A 19,739-nucleotide genomic window follows, 5' to 3' on the forward strand; every position below is an offset into this window, starting at 1 on the left:
GCCCGCCGTCTTCCGCGTCAGAACTGGTAGCGCGCCCCGAGGTAGAAGCTGCGCCCCTCCTCCGGGTAGCCGTCCATGAGCTGGTAGTTGCGGTCGGTGATGTTGCGGACCACGGCCTCTGCCTCCACCCCCTTGACGATCTCGTAGGAGACCTTGAGGTTCGCCAGCGCGTAGGCGCCGGTGCGGTAATAAGCGGTCTGCGCGGAGTTGCTGGTCCAGCGGGTCGAGGAGACCTCCAACGACGGCACGACGTGCAGCGCCTCGACGGGCTGGAGATCGGCGTAGGCGAACAGCTTGTGCGTCGGCGTGCCGGTCGGCTTGGGCTCCGGGGTGCCCGCGGCGTCGAGCGTGCGGACCAGCAGCGTGTAATTGCCGCCGATCTCCAGCCACTCGGACAGCAGCGTGCGCGCCGACAGCTCGAAGCCGCGGTCGAAGCCGGACCCGACGTTGCGGTTCTGCGTCACCGACTGGCCGTTGTAGAGGATGTTCACCGGCTGGATGGCGTCGGTCAGGTCGTTGACGAACACCGCCCCTTCGAGGCGGGTGTTGCCGAAGACCTGCTCGGACGCGCCGATCTCGTAATTGATGGCGCGTTCCGGCTTCAGCCCCGGATTTGACACGGCCCCGCCGAAGCGCGAGCTGAAACGTTCGAACAGCGTGGGGAAGCGGGTGCGGCTGGACACGCTGGCGTGGGTCTCGCCGGTGGCGCTGTGGCGCCAGAGCACCGCGCCCTGCCAGTTGAAGGCGTCCATGTCCTTCGTCGGGTAATTGACGAAGCGGCCGGTGTTGGTGCCGTCCCAGTCCTGGGCTTTGCGCAGGTCGCGCCAGTCGTAGCTGGCGCCGGTCACCACATCCACCGCCCCGGTGGCGTGGAAGGTGTTCTCCAGCGCGACCGAATAGGTGTCCTCGACGCTCTTCTGGTTCGGCTCGCGGAAGCGCGGCGCGTAGAGGGTCTGGAATTCCTCGTGCTCGTCGCGGCGGACATGCACGGCGCCCTTCAGCGTGTTGCGCGGGATCAGGTCGGTGCCCAGTTCCACGCCGCCGCCATAGGCGCGGTCGTCATAGATGCTGGTGAAGGCCCGCGACGTGCTCTGCCGGACGTAGCGGCGGTCGTCGTAGGATTCCAGCTTGTTGTCGAAGGTCGAATGGAACAGCCGTGTCTTGACGTAGGACTTCTCGCCAAGCTGTGTGCGCGAATTGAAGGACAGGTTCTGCACCGCCCATTCCGGCCATTTCCAGTAGCGCATGGTCTGGCTGCTGGCCGGGTCGTAGGTGTGCAGCGGGGCGCCCTTCGAGCCGTTCTGCTTCAGCACGTTGAAGGAATACTCGTCGGTGTCGTTGGGCGTGATGCCGAACTTGGCGTTCACCCGCCAGTCGCGGCTGTCCGACCCCTCACGCCGGCCGCCATTCTCGTTGGCGGTGGGCTTGTAATCGTCGGACAGGCGGAAGAAATTCTGCTCGACCTTGGCGATGCCGCCCTGGACGTAGAAGCGCTCCTGCTTCGTCCCGGCGCTGGCGCTGGTCAGATAGCCGGAGAAGGCGCCGGTGGCGTCGAGGTTGATGCCGGTGCGCAACTCGCCTTCCAACTCGCGCGTCGGCTTGCGGCTGACGAGGTTGATCGAGCCGCCGAGCCCGCCTGGCCCGTCGAGAACCGAGGCGTAGCCCTTGGCCACCTGGATCTCGGCCAGATCACCGGTCAGGAAGCGGCCGAGGTCGAAGCGGTTGTCCGCCGGCAGGTAGAGCTGCACGCCGTCCAGATACAGCGGCACCTGGAACCGGTCGTAGCCGCGCACCGTGACGTAGCGCTCGTTGCGCGGGCCGCGGGTGGTGGCGATGCTGACGCCCGGCAGCAGGTCGAGCGCGCGGTCCAGCCGCTCGCGGTTGAAGCGGGCGATGTCCTCCGACGACAGGACGGAACCGCCGACCGGGGTGCCGCCGGCCGCCTGGGCCGTCGCGTTGATCTGGCCCAGCCGGTAGACCGGCTCGTCGGGTGCGGCAGTTTGAGTGGCGGATTGAGCCAAGGCGGGGGCGTTCTGCGCGGCGGCCAGCACGGCCGACGACGCAGCGGCAAGCAGCAATCGTCTCATCGGACTCCTGAGGGGAAGGGCGTCAGCGGAAGGTGTGGATCAGAGCGAAGCCAGGAAGGACAGAAGCGCCGCGCGGTCGGCGGTGGGCAGGGCGCGCACGGCGTCGGCGCTGCCCTGGGCCTCGCCGCCGTGCCACAGCACGGCCTCCAGCGGGCTGCGGGCGCGGCCGTCGTGCAGATAGGCGGGGTGGTCGGAGATCAGCGGCACGAGGCCCAGCCCCCACAGCGGCGCCGTGCGCCACTGCCGACCGCTGGCGCGATGATCGGGCCGCCCGTCCGCCAGCCCGTCGCCCAGGTCGTGCAGCAGCAGGTCGCTGTAGGGATGGATCGTCCGCCCGCCCAACCCAGGCAGGCGCGGGTGTTCCGCCGTCTCCAGGCTGGGGGCGTGGCAGCGGGCGCAGCCGGCCTCCGCGAAGACCGCCTCGCCGCGATGCACCGCCGGGTCGTCCGCGTTGCGCCGCGGCGGCGGCTGGAGCGCCAGCGTGTAGAGGTGGATGGTGTCGAGCATCGCCTCGGACAGTTCCGGTTGCGGCCCCTCGTCCTTGGCGACATAAGCGGCGCAGGCGTCCTGCGCCTCCGGACAGTTGGGCTCCGGATAGAGGCGCGTGGTGATGCCGAGATCGCCGACGAAGGCCCCGGCGATCTGCTGGCGTACGGTCGGCTGGTTGGCCTTCAGCCCGAAGCGGCCGAGCGCCTCCACGCCGGCTTCGCGGTCCCAGACGCGGTTGGGCTGGCCGGAGACCACGCCCTCGCGCGCCTGCGCCTCGGCCAGCGCCAGAATGGCGCGCTCCGGCACGGCCTCCAGCAGGCCCAGCCCGAAGACCGGCGGCCCCATGCGCGGCGAGGTCATCGCATCGTCGCCGAGCGGCCCGAAGGCCGGATCGGTGATGCGGATCTCGGGCGCGCGCAGCGGCACCTCGGTGCCGTCGGCCAGACGCTCCACCCGCTCGTGCCACGTGAAGAAGACGCGCGCCTCGGCCGGGACGCCGGGCACCGACTGGTCGTTGATCTGGTCGCCGTAGGCGGGGTGCGGCTTCGGTCCGCCATGCGCGTCCTCGCCGGGCACCGACAGGCGGACCAGCATGGCGCGCAGCGCGTCGTCGGGACCCTGCGGCGGCTCGCCCCGCCCGTTCTTGATGTGGCAGGCGGCGCAGGACAGCCGGTTGTAGGTCGGCCCCAGCCCGTGGAACCCGCCCTCCCCGGCGAAGCCGTTCTGCACCAGCGCCCGTCCGCCGGCCTGGGCGCGGCCGACGCCGGTCCCGGCCTCCGGGTCCGGGCCGCCCGGCGTCCAGACATGGTTGAACAGGATGCGCCCGATGGTGAACTGGACGCGCTGCGCCTCGTCGGCCGGCGGCAGGGTCTGGTCGAAGGCGGCACGCGTCGGGTTGGACGGGGCGGCGGCCTGAACCGCCGCTCCCGCCGTCGCGGACAGGGTGACCGACAGGCCGAGAAGCGCGTGGAGGGTCCGGCGCACGGGTCAGGGCTCCTTGGCGGCGGCCAGCACGGCGCGGGCGGTGTCCGTGGCGGCGGCGCGGGCCTTGCCGATGCGCTCCGCCCACTCCTGGTCGAGCGCCGGGGTGACCGTCAGTCCGGCGGCCTGCTCCTCCGTCACCGGCACGGCGGTGGCGAGGGCCAGCGCCTCCTCCGCTTTCGCGACGAGCGCGGGATCGCCCGTCCGGGCGGCGGCCCGCCGTGCCTCGTCCAGCAGGGCCAGCAGCTCGCGCAGCTCGTCCTGGCGGCGGGTGATCAACGCGTCGAACAGGGCGGCGACCGCCGGCTCGCGGCGGCCGCCCCGCTCCGTCTCGTAGGCGAAGGCATCGGCCGCGGCGAAGGGGTTCCCGGTTCCGGCCGGGGCGTCCCGATAGACCGCGGGGCGGACCGGGTGGCGGCGGATGTCCGGGTGGAAGAGAATGCGCTGCCCCTCCTCCGACAGGGCGAAGGCGACGAAGGCGGCGGCGGCCTTCGGGTGCGGAGCGGCGGCGGTCACGCCGATGTGCGCGGGCAGCCAGGCGGTGCGCTCCGGATAGAGGATCGCCACCGGCTTGCCGTCGGCCTGGGCGTTCAGCGCCTGGAAGTCGATGGTCGGCCCGGCGCCGCGCCGCCCCGAGGCGACGCCGTCGCCCACCCCCGGCCCGCGGTCGGCCAGTTCGGCGCCGGCGGCGATGCGTTGCAGCAGCGTCCAGCCCGCCGTCCAGCCTTCGGCCTGGAGGATGATGTCCACCAGCACCGGGGCGAAGCCGACCCGCGAGGGCACCGGGAAGGCGACGTGCCCGGCCAGCGCGGGGTCGGCAAGGTCGGCCCAGCGCCGCGGCGTCGGCAGCCCGCGGTCCGCCAGATAGGCCGGGTTGACCACGATCCCGTAACCGGCGACCTCGAACGCCTCGAAGCGGCCCGAGGGGTCGGACAGGGTCTGCGCCCCGATGCGGCCCGGCAGCGCCTCGCGATCAAGCTCCGGTGAAGCGGTGTCCAGCGGGCGGAGCCGTCCCTCGTCGCGCAGCAGCGGGAAGTTGCGCAGCGCCGGGGTCCAGTAGACGTCCACGCCCCCCTGGTCGGCGCTGCGCAGGATCGGCATAGCCTCCCGCCCGGTCTTCCAGAGGACGCGCAAGTCGGTGCCGGGATTGGCCCGCTCGAACGCCGCCTCGAACCGCGCGACCAGCTCGTCGGGGTAGCTGGTCAGGACGAGCAGGCTCGATTCCAGGGGCTCCGCATGCAGCGCACCCGGAAGGATGCCCATCGCCAGCACAACCAACGCACGCAATCTCATCGCGGGCTCCGTCACAGGGGACCGATCAGGCGTATCCATTCGCTATGTTTGTTTGGATACAGCGCATACCGGCGTCTGTCAACGGCGCTATATACGTTCGGTATATAACCGTGAAGAAAATATGGAAATGGAAGAAGCGCCCGCTGGCCGGCCGCTCTCACCTCAGGCCGTGATTTAACTCAGAGCTATCGCATTTGGCCTCTATAACCCTCTCCCCTCTGGGGAGAGGGTGGCCCGGAGGGCCGGTGAGGGGGTTGCGCGTGGCGATACGTCCTGCAAAAGCGCAACCCCCTCACCCTAACCCTCTCCCCAGAGGGGAGAGGGGACTTCAAATGCAATCACCCCGTTACTTCACGAGCGGGCAGCCGCTGTCCTTCGGGTTGATGTAGGCCTGCTCGCCGGGAATGGTCTTGAGGATCTTGAAGTAATCCCAGGCCCCTTTCGACTCGCCCGGCGTCTTGATCTGCGCCAGATACATGTCGTTGAAGATCCGGCCGTTGTCGGCGATCTTCGCGTCCTTCATCATCATGTCGCTGATCGGCGTGGCGCGCATCTTGGCGGCGACCTTGTCGGCGTCGTCGGTGCCGGCCTCCTGCACGGCCTTCAGGTAATGCTTGACCGCCGAATAGACGCCTGCCTGGTTCATCGACGGCTTGCGCCCGGTCCGCTCCTCGAACTTCTTCGACCAGGCGCGGGTCTCGTCGTTCATGTCCCAGTAGAAGGAGTTCGCCAGCATCAGCCCCTGCGCGGTGTCGAGGCCCAGCGCGTGGATGTCGTTGACGTTCAGCAGCAGGCCCGCCAGCGTCTGGCCGCCCTGGGGAATGCCGAACTCGGCGGCCTGCTTGACCGCGTTGATGGTGTCGCCGCCGGCGTTGGCGAAGGCGACCACCTCCGCGCCCGAGGCTTGCGCCTGCAACAGGAAGGACGAGAAGTCCGAGCTTGCCAGGGGATGGCGGACGCTGCCCTTGATGGTACCGCCGAGCGTCTTGACGGTGTTGGCCGCCTCCGTTTCCAGCGAATGGCCGAAGGCATAGTCCGCGGTGATGAAGAACCAGCTCTTTTTGCCCTGCTCGACCAGCGCGCGGGCGGTGGAGGACGCCACGGCGTGGTTGTCCCAGGTCCACAGGAAGCCGTAGGGGCTGCAGTCCTTGCCCGTCAGATCGGTGGAGCCGGGGCCGGACATCAGAAAGATGCGCTTCTTGTCCTTGGTGATGCCCTGCACGGCCAGCGCCGCGGCCGAGTTCGGCACGTCGGCGACGACGTCGACCTTCTCGACGTCGATCCACTGGCGGGCGAGGTTGGCGGCGATGTCCGCCTTGTTCTGGTGGTCGCCGACGATGATCTCGATCTTGGTGCCGTTGATGGCGTTGCCGAACTCCTCGGCGGCCAGCCGGGCGGCCACCGCCGAGCCCTCGCCGTTGATGTCGGCGTAGATGCCGGACCGGTCGGACAGCATGCCGATCTTGATGACGTTGTCCGACATCTGGGCCTGGGCCGTGCCGGACGCCAGGGCGGCGAAGGCAACTCCGGCGAGAAGGCCGGCAAGACGGGTGCTGCGCATGGTTCACTCCCTAGGGTGTTGTTTTCTTGGTGGTTGGGGATTCAATGGGTCGTGTAGCCGCCGTCCACGGGGATCGCCGTGCCGGTAATCGACGCGGCGGCGTCGGAGCACAGGAAGGCGATGGCGGCTGCGACCTCCTCCGGCGGAATCAGCCGGCCGGTCGGCATGCGGTCGAGGAACACCGCCTGCAGAACCCGTTCCTCCGGCAGGCCGGTGACCTGCGCCTGCTGGGCGATCTGCTTCTCGATGATCGGGGTCAGCACCGTGCCGGGGCACACCGCGTTGCAGGTGATGCCGTGCTCCGCGACCTCGATCGCCACCGACTTCGTCAGGCCGATGATGCCGTGCTTGGTCGCGACATAGGCGGGTTTGTGCGGAGCGCCGACCATGCCGAGGACCGACGCCGTGTTGACGATGCGCCCCCAGCGGCGCTCCCGCATCGCGGGAAGGGCCGCCTTGATGGTGTGAAAGGCGGCGCTGAGGTTGACCGCGAGCAGCAGGTCCCATTTGTCGTCGGGGAACTCGTGCACCGCCGCCACATGCTGCACCCCGGCGTTGTTCACCAGGATATCGATGGGGCCGAGCGCCGCCGCGGCGTCGGCCATCATGGCGCGGGCCTCCTCCGGCCGGCTGAGGTCGGCCCCCGAATAGACGATCGTCGTGCCGCTCTGCGCCGCGATCTCCGTGCACAGCCGGTCGATCTCCGCGCGGTCGCCGAAGCCGTTGAGCATGACATGGCAACCCTGGCGGGCGAGTTCGCGGGCGGTCGCCAGCCCGATGCCGGTGGTGGAGCCGGTGACGACAGCGTTCCTGTTTCGCATCTCTGTCCTTCTTTCGGGCGTCATGGAGTCTGAGGCGTCCTGCAGGTCAGAAAGCCACCTGATCGGCGCCCTTCAGGGCGAGCATCGCCCGCGCCTCGGCGGGGGTAGCGACCTCCAGCGACAGCTCTTCGAGAATCCGGCGGATCTTCGCCACCTGCTCCGCGCTGTTCCGGGCCAGCCGGCCCTTGCTGAGATACAGGCTGTCCTCCAGCCCGACCCGGACGTTGCCGCCCATGACCGCGGCCATGGTCGTGAAGGGGATCTGGTGACGGCCGGCGGCCAGCACCGACCATTCGTAATCCGTCCCGAACAGCCGGTCGGCGGTCTCGCGCATGAAGACGAGGTTGCGCTGCTCAGCACCGATGCCGCCGAGGATACCGAAGATCGTCTGGACGAAGAAGGGCGGCTTCACCAGCCCCCGATCGACGAAGTGCGCGAGGTTGTAGAGATGCCCGACGTCGTAGCACTCGAATTCGAAGCGCGTCCCGCAGCCCTCGCCCAGATGCTCCAGGATGTAGGCGATGTCGCGGAAGGTGTTGCGGAAGATGAAATCGTCGGTGCTGCGCAGATAGGGCTCCTCCCAGTCGTGCTTCCAGCCCTGGTAACGGTCGGCCAGCGGGAAGATGCCGAAATTCATCGAGCCCATGTTGAGCGAGCACATCTCCGGCCGGGCCTGGAGCGGGGCGGCAAGGCGCTCCTGCACCGTCATGTTGAGCGAGCCGCCGGTGGTGATGTTGAGCACCGCGTCGGTGGACTGCTTGAGGCGCGGCAGGAACTGCATGAACACCGCCGGGTCCGGCGTCGGCTGCCCGGTGCGGGGGTCGCGGGCGTGCAGGTGGAGGATCGCGGCACCGGCCTCGGCGGCGCCGACGCCCTGCTCGACGATCTCATCGGGCGTCACCGGCAGCGCGTCCGACATGGTCGGGGTGTGGATCGACCCCGTCAATGCGCAGCTGATGATGACCTTCTTCTGTGGTGCCTTCTGTGGTGCGGCCATGGGACAGTCTCTGTGTTGGTTCGGTTCGAAGGGAAGGACGGCGTGACCGGCGCGCGGTCACCCGCGCTCGACGCTGTCCAGCCGCTGGAGGTGGGCCGCCAGACGGGCGTGGGTCTCGGTCCGCTGCGCCTCCGTCCAGGTCCGGAAGCCGGCGCCGGACTTCATGCCCAGCCGCCCGGACGCGACGAGATCGCGCAGCAGGGGCAACGGTTCCGGCGTCCGGTCGAGGTCGGGCAGGACATGCTCGTGCACCGCCAGGGTCAGGTCGGTGCCGACGAGGTCGGCGTTCTCCAGCGGCCCCAGGACGGCGAGGCGCCGGCCGAAGCTGGCCTTGACCACGGCGTCCACCGTCTCGGCGTCGCACACGCCGTTCTGGACGAGCGCGATGGCCTCGCGCCAGAGCGCGTGCTGCAAACGGTTGCCGATGAAGCCGGGAACGTCCTTGCGGACATGCACCGGCGTCTTGCCGATGGCGGCCAGCAACCCGATCATCGCGGCGACCGCCGCGTCGTCGGTGTCAGCGGTCTGGATGACCTCGACGAGCGGAATCTGATACGGCGGGTTCCACCAGTGGGTGCCGAGCGCGCGGCTCTTGTCCCGGAGCGGTTCCATGATCCGGGTGATCGGGATCACCGACGTGTTGCTCGCCAGAAGCGCATGGGGCGGGGCGGCGGCCTCGACCGCCTGGAAGATCCGCTGCTTGAGGACCAGATCCTCCGGGACCGCCTCGATGACGACGTCCGCCCGGCTGACTGCGTCCTCCAGGGAGGCGCAGGGCCGAACCCGGTCCGCGGCGGCGGTGTCCATTCCCAGACTCTCAAGGTTGCCGCGGACCCGTTCGACGATCCCGGCCCGGCGGTCGGGATCGGGCTCGTGGATGTCGACCGGGTGCCCGGCGACGGCGAACGCCTGGGCGATCCCATGCCCCATCAGCCCGGCGCCGATGATTCCAATACGCTGCTGCGTCATGCCTCTGTCGCGTCCCCCCTGCCTTGAGCGCCGCCGCGACGGCCGTCCGGCCAATTGTTCGCGGCGCACATATTTTCTTGCCGCAATCAAAGCAAGGGGCGTGCCAGCAATGGGAATTGTTGGTATGGAGGGCCTTCGGCCGAGCCAGCGGGCGGATTGCCTGCGGTTTTCAATCCTTCGCCGCCATCGGCCTGCGACTCAGGGCTTCCGTCGTGTGCTGAATTTTGACAAACAGTGTTCAGAATATTGACAGAAACGGTGCGACGGGAGGCGGGCCATGACGGCGGGGCGGGACGAGCACTTCGCGGCGGCGCGCGCGCTGATGGTGATGATCGACGAGATGATCGACGGCGCCATCCTCGTCGACAAGGACGCGCGGATCGTCTGGTCCAATGATAAGCACGTCTGGTTCGATGACAAGCGCAAGGCGCTGCTGGGCATCCGCTCCCTCACCGAGGTGGTGGGGCAGCCCATCGAACGGGTCATCCCGCACAGCCAGATGCGCGACGTGGTGGAGACCGGCCGCTCCTTCCCGCTCGACATCATGCGCTACGGGGAGCACACGCTGCTGGTGAGCCGCCTGCCCCTGCGCGACGAACAGGGGGAGATCATCGGCGCACTCGCCTTCGCCCTGAAGAACAGCCTGACCTACCTCCGCCCCATCGCCGAGCGCTTCAACAAGCTGCAATCGCGGCTCGCGCGCATGGAACAGGAGCTCGCCGCCAGCCGGGCGCCGAAATACTCGGTCGAGAACCTCGTCGGCTTCAGCCCGGCGATGCTCCAGGTGAAGCGGCTGGTGCGCAAGGCGGGCCAGATCAACTCGGCGGTGCTGGTGCTGGGCGAGACGGGGACTGGAAAGGAGCTGGTGGCGCAGGCCATCCACGCCGCCTCGGATCGGGTCGACCGCCCCTTCGTCGGCATCAACGTCGCGGCGATCCCCGAAAACCTGCTGGAGGCGGAGTTCTTCGGCGTGGCTCCGGGCGCCTACACCGGCGCCGGCCGCCAGCCGCGGCCCGGAAAATTCCAGCTCGCGCACGGCGGCACGCTGTTCCTCGACGAGATCGGCGACATGCCGCTGCCGCTTCAGGCCAAACTGCTGCGCGTGCTTCAGGAGCGCGAGGTCGAGCCGCTCGGCTCCAACCAGGTCATCAAGGTCGATGTCCGCATCATCGCCGCCACCAGCCGGCCGCTGCCGGAGATGATGCGGAACGGCACCTTCCGCTCGGACCTCTACTACCGCCTAAACGTCTTCCCGATCCAGCTTCCGGCGCTGCGCGACCACAAGGAGGATCTGGAAATCCTCGCCTCGCTGTTTTCGGAACGGATGGCGGTGAGCCTCGACCAGCCGATGCGCGACCTCACCCCTGGGGCGCTCGACGCGCTGCGCGGGCACGACTGGCCGGGCAACGTCCGTGAACTGGCCAACGTCATCGAGCAGGTCTATGTGCGCACCGAAGGCGAGCGCATCCTGGCCGACGACTTCGCCGACATCCTCCCCGGAGCCGCCACCCGGCCCACCGCATCGCCGGCGCGCAAGCGTCCCCTCGCCGACAGCATGGATGAGCTGGAACGCTCGCTCATCCTCGCCGCGCTCGAAGACGCGCAGGGCAACAAGCTCGAAGCCGCGCGGAGCCTCGGCCTGTCGCGCACCAACCTCTACGCGAAGCTGCGCAAGCACGGCATCACCGCCGACTCCGAGGCGTAGCCGGATCGCGGCGCTACAGCAGCAGGGCCTTCTCCCGCTGCACATGGCCCGAAAGCCGGGCCGTCTCCCGCTGGTCCAGCGCGTTCCGCAGCTTGGGGAAATCGACCTCCTCCTCCTGCTGGACATGCTCCGCGACCAGCTGCCTCAGCGCGATGACGCGCCGCCGCCACGCGGGATCGTCCTTCGGCATCTGCTCGAGGGCGTACAGCTGCATCTTCATGTCGGCGTGCTCGCCGTAGAGGTGCCGGGCATCCGCCTCCTGATGCGCGTGGTCGTGCAGCAGGGGGTAGACGACGTCCTCCTCGGCCATGGCGTGCGCGGCGAGGCGGCGCTTCAGGCGGAGCAGCAACTGCGTCCGCTGGAAGGTCTCGCCGGTGTGCGTCCGCTCCATCGCGTCGAGCAGCGCCATGATGTGGCGGTGGTCGTCCATCAGGGCGTCGAACGGGTCGCGCGCCATCGTCGTCCCGGCGGCCTGGGCGACCACCGGCGGCAGCAGGCGGCTGGCGAGGATCGCCACGGCGGCACCGCTGGCGAAGGCGATCAGGCCGCTTGTGGACCAGAGGTCCCTTCCTCTCCTGCTCATGATGTCCGTGCCTCCCGGGTCCATGGGTGTATCCGACGTCCAACAGGGGCCGGGCCGGGTCATTCCGCCGGAGATGTCTTCGCGGGCACGTCCACCGGGTCGCGGTGTGGAACCAGCCGCTCGGTCAGGCGCTGGAAGGCGACGAACAGGACCGGCACGAAGATGATGCCGACCAGCGTCGCCGCGGTCATGCCGCTGAAGACCGTCGTGCCGATGGACCGTCGGCTGGCCGCTCCGGCGCCGGTGGCGACCAGCAGCGGCACCGCCCCCAGGATGAAGGCCAGCGCCGTCATCAGCACAGCGCGGAAGCGCTGGCGGGCGCCCATCACCGCGGAATCGATGATGGGGTGGCCGGCGGCGCGCTGCTCCCGCGCGAACTCGACGATCAGGATGGCGTTCTTGGCGGCGAGGCCCACCAGCAGGACGAGGCCGATCTGCGCGTAGACGTCGTTGGCGATGCCGGCGACGCTCAGGCCGATGCCGGCCCCCAGCACCGCGATGGCCACCGACAGCAGCACGGCCAGCGGGATCAGCCAGTTCTCGTACTGCGCCACCAGGAACAGATAGCCGAACATCACCGCCAGCCCGAAGATGATGATCGTCTGGTTGCCGATCCGGCTTTCCTGATAGGACAGGCCGGTCCATTCCGTGGCGTAGCCCGCCGGCAGGGTGCGGTCCGCCACCTCCTGCATCGCCGCCAGCGCTTGGCCGGAGCTGCCGCCGGGGGCCGGGTTGCCGTTGACCGAAGCGGAGAGGAACTGGTCGTAGCGGACGAGGCTGTCGGGGGCCAGCGTGTTGCGGATGGTCACGATGCTGCGCAGCGGCACCATGTCCCCCGACGAACTCCGCACATAGAGCTGGTCGATGGCCGCCACCTCGTCCCGGTACTCCGCGGCGTCCTGCACCTGGACCTGGAAGACCCGGCCGTAGAGGTTGAAGTCGTTGACGTAGCGCGACCCGAGATGGGACTGCAGCGTGGTGAAGACGTCGCCCGGCGAGACGCCGAGCAGCGCCGCCTTGGTGCGGTCGAGGTCGACGAACAGGTGCGGCACGTCGGGGCTGAAGGTGCTGAAGACGGCCGACAGCCGCGCGTCCTGGTTGGCGGCGACCAGCAGGCCGCGCAGCACCGCGCCGAGCTGCTGCGCGGATTGCCCGCCCAGCGCCTGCACCTGCAGCTGGAACCCGCCGGTGCTGCCGAGACCGGGGATGGAGGGCGGGTTGAAGGCGGCGATGGTCGCCTGCGGCACCGCGGCGAGCTGCGGCCTCAGCCGGCCCAGCAGCGCGTCCACCGTCTCGGCGGCCCCCCGCTCCCCCCAGGGCTTCAGCACGACGATCTGCAGGCCGACGTTGGAGGCCGCTCCGCTGAGGATGCTGTAGCCGGCGATGGAGATCACATGGGCCACACCCGGCGTCGCGCGCAGCCGCTCGGTGACGTCGGTCATCACCGCCTCCGTCCGGCTGAGCGACGCGGCACTCGGCAACTGGACATTGACGAAGAAATACCCCTGGTCCTCCGACGGCAGGAAGGCGGTGGGCAGGCTCCGCAGCAGCAGGAAGGCCCCGGCGGTCAGCAGGGCGAAGACGGCGATCCCGATCACCAGCTTGCGCGACAGCCAGCCGACGAGGCCGCCGTAGCGGTCGCGCACCCCGTCCAGCCCCCGATTGAAGGCGGCCAGCGGGCGCCAGGGCCGGGTCGGCGGGCGCAGCAGCAGGCCGCACAGCGCCGGGGTCAGCGTCAGCGACACCATGCCGGAAATCAGGAAGGCGGTGGTGATGGTGACCGCGAACTGCCGGTAGAGCTGGCCGGTGATGCCGGGAAGGAAGGCCACCGGCACGAACACCGCGGCCAGCACCAGGGTGGAGGCGACGATGGCGCCGGTCACCTGCTCCATGGCGATGCGGCTGGCCGAGGGGGCGGGCTGGTCGGGATGCTCCTCCATGACGCGGCGGACGTTCTCGACCACCACGATGGCGTCGTCCACGACCAGCCCGATCGCCAGCACCAGCGCGAACAGCGTGATGGTGTTGGCGCTGTAGCCCAGCACCAGCAGCACGGCGAAGACACCGATGATCGACACCGGGATCGCCAGAGTGGGGATCATCGTCGCCCGCCAGTCCTGCAGGAAGACGTAGATGACCACCACCACCAGCAGGAAGGTGATGCCCAGCGTCAGCACGATCTCCTCGATCGTCGCGCTGACGAAGCTGGTGGTGTCGAACACGACGGCGTAGTCCAGCCCCTCCGGGAAGCGGCCGGACAGCCGGTCCAGTTCCGCCCGCACCGCCTTGGCGACGTCCAGCGCGTTGGCGTCCGGCGACTGGTAGACAACCAGCGTCGCCGCCGGATCGCCGTCCAGCTTGGCGGTGGAGCCGTAGCTCTGCGCCCCCAGCTCCACCCGCCCGATGTCGCCCAGCCGCACCACGCCGCCGTTCGGGTTGGTGCGCACGATGATGCCGGCGAACTGCTTGGGGTCGTCCAGCCGGCCGCGGGCCAGGATGGTCAATTGCTGCTGCTGGCCGTCGGGGACGGGAGGGGCGCCGATCTGCCCGGCCGAGGCCTGGAGATTCTGGTTCTGGATCGCCGCGACCACGTCCGCCGCGGTGATGCCCAGCGCCGTCATGCGGTTCGGGTCCATCCAGACGCGCATGGCGTAGGTCAGCGCGCCCATCACCTGCGCGTCGCCGACGCCGGGCACCCGCGCGATGGCGTCGCGCAGGTTGATGCTCGCGTAGTTGGAGATGAAGATGGGGTCGAACTGGCCGCCGGGGGAGAAGACGTTGACGGCCATCAGCATGTTGGACGACTGCTTGCGCACCGTGACGCCTTGACGCGACACCTCCGTCGGCAGGGTCGGCGTGGCGAGCGACAGGCGGTTCTGCACGTTGATCTGGGCCAGATCGGGGTCGGTGCCCTGCGCGAAGGTGACCGACAGCGTGTAGGCGCCGGTGTCGGTGCTGGTCGAGGACATGTAGAGCATGCCCTCCACCCCGTTCACCTGAGCCTCGATCGGGGCGGCGACGCTGTCGGCGACGACCTGGGCGTTGGCGCCGGGATAGGTGGCGGAGACCTGCACCGAGGGCGGGGTGATCGGCGGGAACTGGGCCACCGGGATGGCCAGGATGGCCAGCGCGCCCGCGATGGTCACGACCAGCGCGATGACGATGGCGAGGTTCGGGCGCCGGATGAACAGGCCGGAGAACATGGGCGCTTATCCTCGCGGCTGTTCGGCGGTCTGGGGGGCCCGCTCGGGCTGCACGGCCATGCCGGGGCGAACCTTCTGGGCGCCGCCGACGATGACGGTCTCGCCGGCCTGGACGCCCTTGGGCACCGCGATCACCTGATCGAGCTGCGGTCCGGGCTCGATCGGACGGCGCTGCGCCCGGTTCTGCTGGTCGAGCACCAGGACGTAGCTGCCCTGCTGGTCCTGCTGGATGGCCGACACCGGCACCACCGGCTGCCGCTCGGTCTGCGCCGGGCGGATCAGGACGGTCACATACTGGCCGGGCAGCAGAAACCCCTTGGGGTTCGCGAAGTCGGCGTAGACGGGGATGGTCCCGGTCTGCGGGTCGATGCGGTTGCTGGCGAAGGAGACCTTGCCCTTCTGCTCGTACTCGGAACCGTCGGCCAGCCGCAGGGCCGGCACGAAGCGGTTCACCGCGTCGGCCGAGGCGAGATCGGGGGCGGCGCGCTGGACCTCCAGGATGTCGCGGTCGCTGACCGAGAAGACGACGCGGATGGGGTCGAGCTGGACGACGGTGGCGAGCGGGCCGCTGGACGGGTTGACGAGGTCCCCCACCGTCATCGCGGTGGCGCCGATGCGCCCGTCGATGGGCGAAGAAATGCGTGTGTAGCCGAGGTTCAGTTCCGCCTGCCGCAGCTTGGCCTGCGTCTGCATGATGTCGGCGTCCGCCGTCTCCTGCGCCGCCTGGGCCTGATCGAGGTCGGCCTGGGAGATGTTGCCGCGGGTCCGCAGCTCCTGCGCGCGCTGGAAGGCGCGCTGGGCCTCGCGCAGGGTCGCCTGGGCGCGGGCGAGGTCGGCCTTGGCGCTGTCCACGGCGGCCTGGTAGGGGGCCTGCTCGATGACGTAGAGCAGGGTGTCCTTGGTGACGTTCTGGCCTTCCTGGAAGGCCACCTGCTCGACGAAGCCCTCGACGCGGGCGCGGGCCTCGAAGTCCTGGATCGCCTGGACGCGACCGATGAACGCGCTGGTCGGGGTGACGTCCCGTTCGCGCACCACCTCGGTCATGACCGTGGGGGACGGAGCGTTCGCAGGCTGCTGGGCCAGGACCGCGCCCGAAGGGAGCAGGACGAGCAGGCACGAGACGGCGAGGCCGTGGCGAAGGCGCAGCATCGAGAGTGCTCCCGTTCAACCGTGCCTTCTAAACAGGGCCGCGGCGATTGGGTTCAGCGATGCCGATGAAAAGTGGGTGCGAGGAAGGCGACCGGGCGCTGAAAACGCAAGGGGACCGCCCCACGGAGGGCGGTCCCCTTGCTATCAAACATTCCGGCAGGTCAGTGGCCGGTCAACGCGGAGCGATGACCATGACCATCATGCGCCCTTCCATCCGGGGCATCTGCTCGACCTTGGCGATGTCCTCGAACTGGTCGCGCACACGGATCAACACGTTCATGCCCAGATCCTGGTGCGCCATCTCGCGCCCGCGGAACCGCATGGTCATCTTGACCTTGTCGCCCTCTTCGAGGAAACGCCGCGCCGCCCGCATCTTCACGTCGTAGTCGTGGTCATCGATGTTCGGCCGGAGCTTGAGCTCCTTGATCTCGATGATCTTCTGCTTCTTGCGGGCCTCGTTGGCCTTTTTCTGCTCCTCGAACCGGAACCGGCCGTAGTCGAGGATCTTGCAGACCGGCGGCTCCGCCTGGGGGGCCACCTCGACGAGGTCGAGTTCGGCCTCGACCGCAGCGTCGAAGGCGTCGCGCAGCGAGACCACGCCGATCATCTCACCGTTGGCACCAACGAGGCGCACCGTGCGTGCCGTGATTTCCCGATTGATGCGCGGGCCTTCGCGGACCGGGTCCGCATCGTAGAGTTTAGCTATGTCCTGTCTCCAACGGTCTGTCCGGCGAGGAACCGGAATGGATGCTGACGGCCCTGACGCCGTCCCTCAAATTAAGGCATCGGTGGCCACGGTCAATAGCCCTCGCGCTGCAAACGCTTGCGCAGCAGCTTTCGCCGCCGCCGGACCGATTCCGCCGCCTGCCGTGCCCGGCGCTCCGAGGGCTTTTCGTAACGCCGGTGCAGCTTCATCTCACGAAAAAGCCCTTCGCGCTGCATTTTTCTTTTCAGGACGCGCAGAGCGCCCCCCACATCGTTGTCGCGGACCTGAACGAGCATAAGGCGATCATCCTCCCAATTGCTTGTATGGAAAGGGTTTTTCGTCGAAAAGGCCGCTCAGCCCAAGGTGTCGAGAACGATCTGGCGGATCTCGCGCGGGGTGAGGCGGGGCCACCCCGGCGCCCACGCCGGCTCCACCGCGGGAACGGGGCGCTGATGCTGGGGTTGGGCGGCCTGGGCCGCCCCGGTCGTCGGAAGCTTGATGGTCATGAGAATCCCCTTGCCGATATGGGCGAAGCCCGTCGGCCGTTGTTGTTATGTGTTGAAATCCGGGGTATGCGGCGCTCAAAGCGCCCGCAGGTCCCCGATCGACACCCTGTCCTGCCCGTCATCGGGAAGGCATCAAATGCACTTTGGGAGAAAGAGACCCAGAGCGGATGGCCGGAGCGGCAGACAACAGGCCCCGGAGCAATCTTGATCTGTCCCAGATGGGAGGGTCCGCCGGCTTTTACAAGCGAAGACTGAGCGGTAACGTCCGGATTTCCAAAAATGATTTGGGCACACACCCGCTGCCGGGATCACATCAGGCGTGAACGGCGACGGGACGGTTCGCGTCGGCGGTGAACGGAACGCTGACCGTGGCGGTGCAGCCCGGCCGCGCGTCGAAGGTGATGGTGCCGCCGACCTGCCGGACCAGCGCGTCGACCAGCGTCGTGCCGATTCCCCCCTTGGGCGGCATGTCCGGGCAGCCGATGCCGTCGTCGGCCACCGTCATCGTCAGACGGTCGCCCGCTTGCCGCAGCCGGACCGTGACCGTCCCGCCTCGCCCCTCCGGGAAGGCGTGCTTCAGCGCGTTGACGACCAGTTCGTTGGCGATCAGGCCGAGCGGTGTGGCGAGTTCGATGGAGCAGGACACGTCGTCCGTGTCGGGGTGGATGGTGATCGCCTCGTTCGGAACAAGTTCCCGAAGGGCGTCGCAGAGCTGGCGCAGGTGCGTTCCGAAATCGACGTTCATCAGGTCGCCGGAGGTGTAGAGTTGCTCGTGCAGGCGCCCCATCGAGGTGACGCGCCCGGCCAGCGCCTCGATGCGGCCCCGCGACAGGTCCCCCTTGGGCAGGCGGCGCATCTCCACCATCATCAGGCCGTAGATCACCTGCAGGTTGTTCTTCACGCGGTGGTGGACCTCGCGAAGAAGCACCGTCTTCTCGGCGACGGTGCCGCGGAGCCGCCGGTCCGCTTCCTGCAAGTCGCTCACGTAGGTGTGCAGCGCCCCGGACAGCGTGGCCGCCTCCGTGTAGCGGCCGGTCAGCGGCAGGACGGGCATCGCGCCGTCCGGACCCGCCGCCTCGACGGCCCTGGACATGGCGCGCAAGGGCGCCGACAGCCACGTCGCCAGGACGTGACCGACGAGGACCGCCAGCAGGCTGGCGGCGATTCCCCAGGCGATCACCCGGTTCCGCAGCTCGGCGACCGGCGCCATCGCCTGATCGACCGGCTGGCGGAGCACGACGTTCCACCCCAGCCCGGGATAATCCCGGTAGCCCTTCGTCCGCGCCACGCTCGTCAGGAAGCGGCGCCCGTCCGGCCAGGATTCGACCCAGGCGCGCCGCCCCGGCGCCGACGCGAAGGCCAGCGGCTTGCCCACCAGGGGTTTGGGTCCGAGAATCACCGTGCCGTCGGCGGAGAGGATCATCGCCTCGACCTCGGCGTCCTCGGATATCTGGCCGAGCACCGAGCGTTCGACCTCCGACGCCCAATCCCAGCTCAGATGGGCGGCGACGACTCCGGTCAGCGTCCCCTGCTCGTCGCGCACCGGCGCCGCCAGATCGACGAAACGCGGAACCTCCATCCGGTTGGCGTAAAGAATCTTGGCCAGAACCACCGCGTCGTGCACATCGCCGACATAGGGGCGGTCGAACCCCTGCTTCCACCAGCCGCGCGCGCTGACATCCATGCCTTCATAGACGCGGCCGGTCGCCGCCTCCAGAAGGCCGGTCGGCCGGATAAAGCCGATCCAGGCATAGTCCGGATAGCTGTCCTGAAGCTTCTGAAGGACGGCGCGCCGCGAATCGCGGGAGGTGTCCGTCGCGCGGATCGTCTCGAGACTCGTCACGACGAGAAGATCGCGGTAGCGCTCGAACATGCCGCGGTCGAGCTTGTCGGCGACCTGTCCGGCGTAGAGGTGCAGCTGCCCGCCGATCACACGCTGGAGCCGTTCCCCGGCTTCGACCTGCAGAATCGCGGCGGTGCCGGCCGTGAAGGCCAGCCCGACACCCCCCAGACAGGCGATCAGCATCGTCCTCAGGCCGATTTTCAAGGTCGCGGGTCTTCCTTTGGTGAAGGCTTCCCCCGGCGCCGCCATGCCGGTTCCCAGCAGGAAGAATGCACACATCCCCGCGGAACGAACAAGGGTTAGAAGCCCCCCGAAATGGCTAGGGAAACAACCACAGCCCGTTCAGCTTTGTTTTTCATCGCACCGCCGGTTACAATCGTACCTGAAGCTGGACCGCATCGTTCCGCACCCAGGACTGTGTTTACTCTGTACGGTGAGCCGCCATGACCGAACCCCGCCACATCCTGCTGGTCGACGATGAAGCCATCGCGATCATGGCGCTGGAGCATGGCCTGATGGACGAGGGGTTCCGGGTCACCACGGCCTTCAATGGCCAGGAGGCCCTGAAGATCTGGCAGGACGATTCCTTCGACGCCCTGGTCACCGACCTCAGGATGCCGGTGATGGCCGGCGACGAGCTGATCCGCAACCTGCGGAGCGAAGAGCCCGGCCTGCCCGTGGTGGTGGTCAGCGGCTACGCCACCGGCGAGATTTCCGAAAAGCTGAAGGTGAGCTTTTCGGACCCCATCGCGATCATGCCGAAGCCGGTGCGCGTCGAGGAGGTTTCGGACGCGCTGAAGCGGATGCTGGCGATCCCCCCCGGCGCCTGACCCCGGCGCGTCACGG

Annotated in this window: 16 protein-coding genes; 2 read left to right on the plus strand and 14 right to left on the minus strand. The window is 68.8% G+C overall.

What is annotated here, in order from left to right:
* Nucleotides 1–17 precede the first annotated feature (17 nt).
* The 7 genes from Sp245p_RS24055 to Sp245p_RS24085 all read right to left on the minus strand — a co-directional run bounded on the left by Sp245p_RS24055 (nucleotide 18) and on the right by Sp245p_RS24085 (nucleotide 9,198).
* On the minus strand, nucleotides 18–2,087 hold the full coding sequence (locus tag Sp245p_RS24055; RefSeq protein WP_041813765.1) for a TonB-dependent receptor plug domain-containing protein: 2,070 nt from the start codon (nucleotides 2,085–2,087) through the stop codon (nucleotides 18–20).
* A 39-nt stretch (nucleotides 2,088–2,126) separates the two neighbouring features.
* Nucleotides 2,127–3,560 carry a di-heme oxidoreductase family protein gene (locus tag Sp245p_RS24060; protein WP_014198998.1) on the minus strand — a complete coding sequence of 478 codons (1,434 nt, stop codon included), beginning with the start codon at nucleotides 3,558–3,560 and terminating at the stop codon, nucleotides 2,127–2,129.
* Nucleotides 3,561–3,563: 3 nt separating this feature from the next.
* Nucleotides 3,564–4,850, minus strand: coding sequence for an ABC transporter substrate-binding protein (locus Sp245p_RS24065; protein WP_014198997.1), 1,287 nt, complete (start codon nucleotides 4,848–4,850; stop codon nucleotides 3,564–3,566).
* Between the two features lie 346 nt (nucleotides 4,851–5,196).
* Nucleotides 5,197–6,411 (minus strand): ABC transporter substrate-binding protein, encoded by a 1,215-nt coding sequence (locus Sp245p_RS24070; protein ID WP_014198995.1) that lies wholly within the window; start codon nucleotides 6,409–6,411, stop codon nucleotides 5,197–5,199.
* Nucleotides 6,412–6,452: 41 nt separating this feature from the next.
* Entirely contained in the window at nucleotides 6,453–7,232 is a 780-nt protein-coding gene (locus Sp245p_RS24075; protein WP_014198994.1) for a 3-hydroxybutyrate dehydrogenase, read from the minus strand.
* Nucleotides 7,233–7,278: 46 nt separating this feature from the next.
* On the minus strand, nucleotides 7,279–8,229 hold the full coding sequence (kce, locus tag Sp245p_RS24080; RefSeq protein ID WP_014198993.1) for a 3,5-dioxohexanoate:acetyl-CoA acetone transferase: 951 nt from the start codon (nucleotides 8,227–8,229) through the stop codon (nucleotides 7,279–7,281).
* Nucleotides 8,230–8,286: 57 nt separating this feature from the next.
* Nucleotides 8,287–9,198: a 3-hydroxyacyl-CoA dehydrogenase family protein gene (locus Sp245p_RS24085; protein ID WP_014198991.1), complete on the minus strand. Its 912-nt coding sequence runs from the start codon at nucleotides 9,196–9,198 to the stop codon at nucleotides 8,287–8,289.
* A gap of 277 nt (nucleotides 9,199–9,475) precedes the next feature.
* Between Sp245p_RS24085 and Sp245p_RS24090 the strand changes: the two genes are divergently transcribed.
* Entirely contained in the window at nucleotides 9,476–10,903 is a 1,428-nt protein-coding gene (locus tag Sp245p_RS24090; protein WP_109138965.1) for a sigma-54 interaction domain-containing protein, read from the plus strand.
* A 13-nt stretch (nucleotides 10,904–10,916) separates the two neighbouring features.
* Here Sp245p_RS24090 and Sp245p_RS24095 read toward each other — a convergent pair whose 3' ends face one another.
* From Sp245p_RS24095 to Sp245p_RS24120, 7 genes are all read right to left on the minus strand, one after another.
* Nucleotides 10,917–11,486, minus strand: a complete 570-nt coding sequence (locus Sp245p_RS24095; RefSeq protein ID WP_158310443.1) for a hemerythrin domain-containing protein — start codon at nucleotides 11,484–11,486, stop codon at nucleotides 10,917–10,919.
* Nucleotides 11,487–11,545: 59 nt separating this feature from the next.
* Nucleotides 11,546–14,689: an efflux RND transporter permease subunit gene (locus Sp245p_RS24100; protein WP_109138966.1), complete on the minus strand. Its 3,144-nt coding sequence runs from the start codon at nucleotides 14,687–14,689 to the stop codon at nucleotides 11,546–11,548.
* A gap of 6 nt (nucleotides 14,690–14,695) precedes the next feature.
* Entirely contained in the window at nucleotides 14,696–15,838 is a 1,143-nt protein-coding gene (locus Sp245p_RS24105) for an efflux RND transporter periplasmic adaptor subunit (RefSeq protein WP_014198987.1), read from the minus strand.
* Nucleotides 15,839–16,010: 172 nt separating this feature from the next.
* Complete coding sequence (gene infC, locus Sp245p_RS24110; RefSeq protein WP_035673684.1) at nucleotides 16,011–16,544, minus strand: translation initiation factor IF-3; 534 nt, start codon at nucleotides 16,542–16,544, stop codon at nucleotides 16,011–16,013.
* 92 nt (nucleotides 16,545–16,636) lie between these two features.
* Nucleotides 16,637–16,840, minus strand: coding sequence for a 30S ribosomal protein S21 (rpsU, locus tag Sp245p_RS24115; RefSeq protein WP_014198985.1), 204 nt, complete (start codon nucleotides 16,838–16,840; stop codon nucleotides 16,637–16,639).
* Nucleotides 16,841–16,897: 57 nt separating this feature from the next.
* The gene (locus Sp245p_RS35100; RefSeq protein ID WP_158310442.1) at nucleotides 16,898–17,050 is read right to left on the minus strand and encodes a hypothetical protein; all 153 of its coding nucleotides are present in this window, start codon (nucleotides 17,048–17,050) and stop codon (nucleotides 16,898–16,900) included.
* Between the two features lie 313 nt (nucleotides 17,051–17,363).
* On the minus strand, nucleotides 17,364–19,097 hold the full coding sequence (locus tag Sp245p_RS24120; RefSeq protein ID WP_158310441.1) for a sensor histidine kinase: 1,734 nt from the start codon (nucleotides 19,095–19,097) through the stop codon (nucleotides 17,364–17,366).
* A gap of 239 nt (nucleotides 19,098–19,336) precedes the next feature.
* Between Sp245p_RS24120 and Sp245p_RS24125 the strand changes: the two genes are divergently transcribed.
* Nucleotides 19,337–19,723 carry a response regulator gene (locus Sp245p_RS24125; RefSeq protein ID WP_014198983.1) on the plus strand — a complete coding sequence of 129 codons (387 nt, stop codon included), beginning with the start codon at nucleotides 19,337–19,339 and terminating at the stop codon, nucleotides 19,721–19,723.
* Nucleotides 19,724–19,739 lie beyond the last annotated feature (16 nt).

It is taken from the genome of Azospirillum baldaniorum (genome assembly GCF_003119195.2).
Classification (GTDB): Bacteria; Pseudomonadota; Alphaproteobacteria; order Azospirillales; family Azospirillaceae; genus Azospirillum; species Azospirillum baldaniorum.